The organism is Xanthomonas sp. SHU 308, assembly GCF_000364645.1.
GTDB lineage: Bacteria > Pseudomonadota > Gammaproteobacteria > Xanthomonadales > Xanthomonadaceae > Xanthomonas_A > Xanthomonas_A sontii.
The window spans coordinates 1-7,377 of sequence record NZ_AQOK01000118.1 but is presented as its reverse complement, the minus strand read 5'-3'; the positions used below and the strand labels follow the sequence as shown (position 1 = coordinate 7,377).

3 protein-coding genes are annotated in these 7,377 nt (G+C 69.7%); all 3 read left to right on the top strand.

Translation table 11 applies throughout. The annotated features are described in order from the left end of the window. A partial coding sequence (locus tag D588_RS0105335) for a hypothetical protein (RefSeq protein WP_026143408.1) occupies positions 1–186 on the top strand: 186 nt, incomplete at its 5' end. A 333-nt stretch (positions 187–519) separates the two neighbouring features. After that, on the top strand, positions 520–3,342 hold the full coding sequence (locus D588_RS0105330) for a TonB-dependent receptor (protein ID WP_087963659.1): 2,823 nt from the start codon (positions 520–522) through the stop codon (positions 3,340–3,342). A gap of 164 nt (positions 3,343–3,506) precedes the next feature. Beyond that, positions 3,507–7,377 (top strand): Ig-like domain-containing protein (locus D588_RS24065; protein WP_232764230.1); only part of this gene is annotated, 3,871 nt, incomplete at its 3' end.

Genomic DNA, 7,377 nt, shown 5'->3' with positions numbered 1-7,377 from the left:
CGCGTGACGCTGCCGGCGCAGCGGCCGGCACGCACTTGGCTGACCCTGCGCGTGCCGGCCGGCACCCGCCTGCAGGAGGTGCAACTGGACGGGCAGCCGGCGGCGCTGTCCGGGCCGCGCAACGAGCGCGTACTGGTGCCGGCCGGCAGCGCGGCGACGGTGGCGATTTCGGCCGTCTACGGCTGAGTGGCGAAAAAGTCGGAAACGTCCCGCCGGCCTACGGGGCAGTGCGGTATTCCGCACGTTTTCCTGATAAATACGACAAGACGCCGCGTGCGTCCTACGCGCACATTGTGACCGTGCAGTGAATGTCCAGGGGGAGATTCGTTGCACGTCACCGGGGACGCAGCGCATGGGTCGTGCGCGTCGCCGTGCAGGCGGCGTCGGGATCGTCCCGTCCGGCGGCGCATGCGTGGACACGTCCGTTTTCGTATCCGCCACACGCGCTGGCGACGGGGCGGCCGCCTGGGGAAGGGCGGCGTTCCGGCGAACGCCAGGCTGCCGCTCAGGAGATTTCCGATGCCGTCTTTGCTCGAACGCGTTGCGCCGCTGCTCCCGTGTTCCTGGCGCGCCGCGCCGCAGCCCGGTCCGCTGGCCGCGGCCATCTGCCTGGCCCTGCTCGCGCCGGCAGCGCAGGCGCAGGATGCGCAGACCCAGGACACCCAGGCGACCACGCTGGAACGCATCAGCGTCACCGGCAGCCATCTGCGCCGGGTGGATGCGGAAACCGCCAGCCCGGTCATCACCATCGACCGCCAGCGCATCGAGGACAGCGGCCAGGACACCCTCGGCCAGTTGCTGCAGCAACTGCCGGCGATGGCCGGCAACATGCCCAACGTCGCGCTCAACTCCGGCTTCAGTCACGGCCGCGCGCTGGTGTCGCTGCGCAACCTCGGCCCGGAGCGCACCCTGGTGCTGGTCAACGGCCATCGCATGGCCGGGCCGGCCAGCAGCGTCGCCGCCGCGCCCGGCGTGGACGTCAACGCGATTCCGGCGGCCATGGTCGAGCGCATCGAGGTGCTCACCGACGGCGCCTCGTCGGTGTACGGCTCCGACGCCATCGCCGGCGTGGTCAACATCATCCTCAAGGACAAGTACGATGGCTTCGCCGCCACCGCCGACTACGGCCTGAGCACGCACGGCGACGGCAACCGGCGCTCGCTCGGCCTGGAGTGGGGCAAGACCTGGGACCGCGGCGGGCTGATCCTGGGCGTGAGCCGCAGCTCGATGAACGCGCTGTACGACAGCGATCGCGACTACGCGCGCACCGCGCAGAACTATCTCAACGGCCAGGTGGTGGAGCGCCGCGGCAACGGCACCCGCGCCTTCCTGCGCAATGGCAGCGTGCTGACGCCCAATGCCGACCTGGCGCCGGGCCAGGTCACCGCGAGCGACTTCCATACCTACAGCCAGGCGGTGGAAGGCTACAACTCCTACACCGGGCAGTACCTGATCACCCCGGTGCAGCGCACCAACGCCTCTGCGCACGCCACGTTCGATTTCACCCCGAACGTGCAGGGCTACCTGGACATGTTCTGGACCCGCAGCGAGACCACCTCGCAGCTCACCGCCTACGGCCTGGAACTGCCCAACGCCGCGAAGAACTACTACAACCCCTTCGGCGCCCAGCTCAGCCGCTACCTGCTGCGTTCGGTGCCGGCCAACACCCGCGTCTACACCTCGACGATGTACCAGACCAACATCGTCGCCGGCTTGCGCGGCAAGTTCGGCGACAGCAGCTGGCAGTGGGATGCGGCGGCCGGCTACGCGCACTACAAGGACACCCTGGTGCGCAACGGCTTCTCCATCACCTCGGCGCTCAACAACGCGGTGGGTGCCTCGTTCCGCGACACCGACGGCACCATCAAGTGCGGTACGCCCGGCAACGTCATCGCCGGCTGCACCCCGATCAACGTGTTCAACCCGGACGATCCGGCCACCATCGCCGGCATCAAGGCCACCCAGAGCGCGGTCGACCTGATCGACGAGAGCACGATGAAGTTCGCCGAGGCCAGCGTCAACGGCGACCTGTTCGCGATGCCGGCCGGCGCGGTGCAGGCCGCGTTCGGCCTGTCGTTCCGCAAGAACGGCTTCTCGCAGGGCACCAGCAACCCGGTGGCGGCGGCCGATGCGGAAGGCAACTGCGACTACAACGACGGTTGCATCATGAACCAGGGCCACGACGAGACCATCAAGGAGGCGTATGCCGAAGTGCTGGTACCGCTGCTCAAGGGCGTGACCGGCGCGCAGGCGCTCAACCTCAACCTGGGCACGCGCTACTCGCGCTACGACTACTGGGGCAGCACCACCAACAGCAAGGTGGCGCTGGAATGGCGACCGATCGACAACCTGCTGATCCGCGCCACCGGCTCACAGGTGTTCCGCGCGCCGGCGCTGGGCGATCTGTACGGCTCCCCGTTCAACGGCGTGGTCGACGACGCCGGCACCTATACCGATCCGTGCAAAGGCTACACCGGCGGCGGCAATCCCGCGGCCTGCGCCAACGTGCCGACCAACGGCAGCTTCGTCAACAGCTCCTCGTTCACCGTGCTCACCACCGGCTCGGCCAACGCGGGCTTCGCGATCAAGCCCGAGCAGGGCCGTTCCTACAACATCGGCGCGGTGTACGACCCGGGCTGGGCCGAGGGTCTGTCGCTGAATCTGGACAGCTGGCGCGTCACCCTGGACGACATGATCAACGGCACCGGCCTGGATCAGGTGCTGCAGAACTGCTACGACGGCCAGAGCGCCTACTGCCCGCTGATCAAGCGCGGCCCGACCGGGCAACTGGTCAGCGTCACCGTGCCGTTCGCGATCAACAGCGGCAAGGTCGACATCCGCGGCGACGACGTCGGCATCAAGTACGCCTTGCCGGAGACGGCATGGGGCCGCTTCCGCGCCGGCGTCGATGCCACCTACCTGTCCAGCTACACGTTCAGCGGCGATCCGCACAACTACGTGGGCGAACAATCCAGCTACGGCAACATGCCGCGCTGGCGCGCCAACTTCACGCTCGACTGGGACAACGGCCCCTGGCACGCGAGCTGGAACACGCGCCTGATCGGGCGCACCACCGTCGGCAGCGCCTACGAGGACTTCTGCGTCAACACCGCCGCCGACGGCAGTTGCGTGTACTTCCCGGTCGGCACGGTGACCTATCACGACGCCAGCGTGAGCCGGAAGTTCGAGAGCCTGCATACCACCCTGGCGCTGGGCGTGAACAACCTCGGCAATCGCACGCCGCCGCGCTACTACGGCTATGCCAGCGCGGCCAACACCGATGCGTTCACCTACGACACGCTGGGGCGTTACTTCTGGGCGCGGATCAGGACCGAGTTTTGAGTCGCACGTCTGCACCCGGTGGCGCCGCATCGCGCGTGCGGCGCGGCGCCATCGCTCTCCTGGTTGGACTGTCGTTCGCTGCGACTGCGGTGGCGGCGTCAGCCGCCGTCGGCGACCTCGACCGCGACGGCGAAGGCCTGCAGCCCAGCAATGCCGCGATCGGCATGCCGCACTTCAAGGGCGATGCGCATCCCTTGCCTGATAGCGGCGTGGCGTTCGCGCCGGGGCAGGGGCAGGGCCAGTTGCAGCGGGTGTTCGCCGCCGACCTGGCGGCGGGTGCCGGCAGCGCGCCCGGTCGCGATTTCTGGATCGACCGACTGCTGGCGCGGCAGGGCACCGGCGGCGGTTTCGGCGACAGCAACAACTGGCTTTTCACCCGCGGCCGCGCCGCCTACCTGTACACGCACAAGCCGGAGGAGCCTGGCTTCGTGGGAGACGTGGCCTACGTGCACAAGACCGGCCACGACGCGCTGTTCCGCCTGCAACTGGAGCGCGACGGCGTGCCGATCGCGCTGGTCGAGGACAGCGCGCAGCGGCGGCAGACGCCGAGCTATTTCAGCAGCGTGTATGCCGGTGGCGGCGTGCGCCTGCAACTGGTCAAGTTCATCAGCGAACAGAACGTGGCGGTGGCCGAAGTCACCGTGTCCAGTGTCGACGGCGTGGCGCACAGCCTGACCCTGCGTGCGGTCTCGCCGATGGCCACGCATCCCGACAGCGCCGAGTTGACCGGCGCCTTCGTCACCCATAACGCCATCACCACGCTGTTCCCGCGGCTCTCCGGCGACGGCTTCGCGGTCGATGGCGCAAGCATCGCGCGGCCACTGATGGTGCCGGCGCACGGCGCCGCGCCGACGCTGAAGGTGCAACTGGGGCTGACCGCGCGCGAGCTGCCTGCCTCGCTGCAGGAATACCGGCGCATCGCCGCGCAGTCGCCGCAGCAGGCCTACCGCGACCACGTCGTCGCCTACAACCGCTGGTGGGCCGACAACCTGCCGTACCTGGACACGCCCGAGGACAATCTCGACAAGACCCTGTTCTACCGCTGGTGGCTGCTGCGCTTCAATTTCCTCGACGCGGCAGTGCCCGGCAACGACTACCAGTTCCCGGTGGCGATCGAAGGCGTGCTCGGCTACGACAACGCCATCGTGCTCACCACCGGCATGTTCATCGATGACCTCAAGTACCTGCGCGATCCGCTCTACGCCTACGGCTCCTGGCTCGGCGCCGGCGAAACCGCCGGCGGCGGCAAGTACGTGGACAATCCCGGCGCGCCGGAGAACTGGTCCAACTCCTACGCCCAGTACCTCAGCGCCGCCGCCTGGCGCGCCTACCAGGTGCACGGCGGGCCGCCGGCGATCGCCGGGCAACTGGCGCGCTACGCCAGCGACGACGTGGACGCGCTGCTGCGCGCCTACGACCGCAACGGCAACGGCCTGATCGAATACGACTGGGCGGCGATGACCGGCAACGACGCCGACGCGGTGTCCTTCGACTGGGCCAAGCGGCATGGCGCGCCGCGCATGGACCGCAGCGAGAGCGCGTACGTGTACGCCAATGCGCTGGCCGCTGCGCAGGCCGCGCAGTTGGCCGGCGATGCCGCCACGGCCACGCGCACGCAGGCGCTGGCGGCGAAGATCCGCCGCGCCGTGCTGGATGTGCTGTGGCAGGACCACAGTGCACAGGCCGACGGCATGGGCCTGCACGGCGACCTGCTCAAGCAGCGCCAGGCCGACGGGTCGCGCCTGCCGGTGGACTGGAAGGAAACCAACAATTACTACCCCTTCAGTGTCGGCCTGATGCCCAGGCACGGCGATGCCGACGACGACCCCAAGTACGTGCGAGCGCTGCGTCTGTTCGCCGATGCGCGGCAGTTCCCGCTGTTTCCGTTCTACACCGCCAACCAGGCCGACGCGCAGGCGCGCGGCGCCGGCGGCAGCAACAATTTCTCGGTGATCAATTCCACCGTGGCGTTCCGCCTGCTCGGCAGCGTGTTGCGTGATTACCCGAGCCCGTACCTGGATGCGTCCAGCTACCGCAAGCTGCTGTACTGGAACGCGTGGGCGCACTACATCGACGGCGACAACCGCTATCCGGACCAGAACGAGTTCTGGGCGCAGGGCAGCGCCGCCGATGGCGGCCGCATCGGCTATCGCTCGTGGATCCACCACACCCAGCTCGGCGCCACCAACTTCACTGTGATCGAGGATGCGATGGGCCTGCGCCCGCGCAGCGATACCCTGATCGAGCTGTATCCGATCGACATCGGCTGGGACCATTTCGCCGCCGACCGCCTACGCTATCGCGATCGCGACCTGAGCATCGTCTGGGACCGCGACGGGCGCCGCTACGGCGGGGCCGCGCCAAAGGGCTATTCGCTGTACCTGGACGGGCATTTGGCTTTCACCGTCGATCGTCTGGCGCACGTGCTGTACGACCCGGCCAGCGGCCGCGTGCAGGCCTTGCCGGATGTGGTCAATGCCGGTGCCGCGCAGATGCAGGTGCTGGCCGCGCATCGGCTGGCATTGCAGGCGCCGCAGCAGGTGCGGTTTCCTGCCGCGGCGCGGATCGGCGCGGTGCTGGCCGAGGCCGGGCTGGACACCGCGCTGCCGCCGGCCGCGCGCAATCTGGCGCAGGGCGCGACGGTCAGCGCCAGCTATGCGGCCGACGGGTTTCCGGCCACGGCGGCGGTCGACGGCAGCACCGCCAACGAACTGTTCTGGGGGACCGTCGGTTCGCCTGCCGCCAGCGACTGGCTGGAGCTGGATCTGCAGCGCCCGCAGACCCTGGACGATGTACGCGTGTACTTCTATCGCAGTTCCTCGCCTCCGGGTGAACAGCACGGCTTCCCGTCGGGCACGCGCGCCGGCTACGCGCCGCCATGGCTGTACGTGCTGCAGTACTTCGACGCCGGCGTGTGGAAGACCGTGCCGGGCCAGGTGCGCGATGCACCGATCGCGCAGGGCAACCGCAACCGCATCCGTTTCCCGCCGCTGCGCGCGCAGCGCTGGCGTCTGCAGGTGACGCACGCCGGCGCACTGCGCACCGGGATCAAGGAACTCCAGGCCTATGCCAGCGGCGCCGCCGTGCCGGTGGCGCACGGCAACCAGGCGCCGCAGGTCGAGGCCTGGCAGGAAGACGGCAGTGCGGCGGGCGGCGTGATGCGCCTGGTCGGCCGGGTCGGCGACGACGCGTTGCCGAACGGCACGCTGACGCTGCACTGGCGCACGCTGCACGCACCGCCCGGCGGCGCGGCGCTGTTCGAGCAGCCGCAGGCGGCCACCACGCAGGTGCGCTTCACTGCGCCCGGCGCCTACACCTTGCAGTTGCAGGCCGACGATGGCGCGTTGCAGGGGCACGCCGAGGTCAAGGTGATCGCGGCGGCGGCTCCGGCCGGGCAGACGCTGCAAGTGCAGGGCGAGGCCACGCCGAGCGCGCAGTTCACCGCCGGCCATCACCGCCTGCAGGCGCTCAACGACGGGCTGCTGCCGGTGCCGGACCAGGTGCCGGCCGCCGACCGCCGCTGGGGCAGTTGGGGACGCGCGCAGCCGGCTTCGGTGTGGGTGCAGTACGAGTGGCCGCAACCGCAACGGCTGAACGCGGCGGCGCTGTATTTCTGGGACGACCAGCCGCAGGGCGGGGTGGCGTTGCCGCGCGCGTGGACGTTGCAATACCGCGACGGCACGCAGTGGCGCGACATCGCCGTGCGCGGCGGCTATCCGGTGCATGGCGATGGCGCGCCGAGCCGGGTGACGTTCGCGCCGGTGGTTACCACGGCCTTGCGCGCGGTGCTGCAGACCGCGGTGCAGGGCGAGGGCCACTACGCGGTCGGGCTGGACGAATGGCAGGTGTTCGCCGAGCGCGCGGTGGCGACCGAAGCGGTGGACGTGCGCATCGCGCCCGGGCAGGCGCCGACGCTGCCGGCGCGCATCGCCGGCTACTTCGCCGACGGCAGCTGGGCCTGGCTGGGCGTGCGCTGGTCGCAGGTCGATGCGGCGGCGCTGGCCGGCGAGGGCCGCGTGCAGGTGCAGGGCCTGG

What these genes read in the sequence shown, in the direction of transcription:
- D588_RS0105330 (WP_087963659.1), top strand. Translation starts at nt 520, where the DNA reads ATGCCGTCTTTGCTCGAACGCGTTGCGCCGCTGCTCCCGTGTTCCTGG.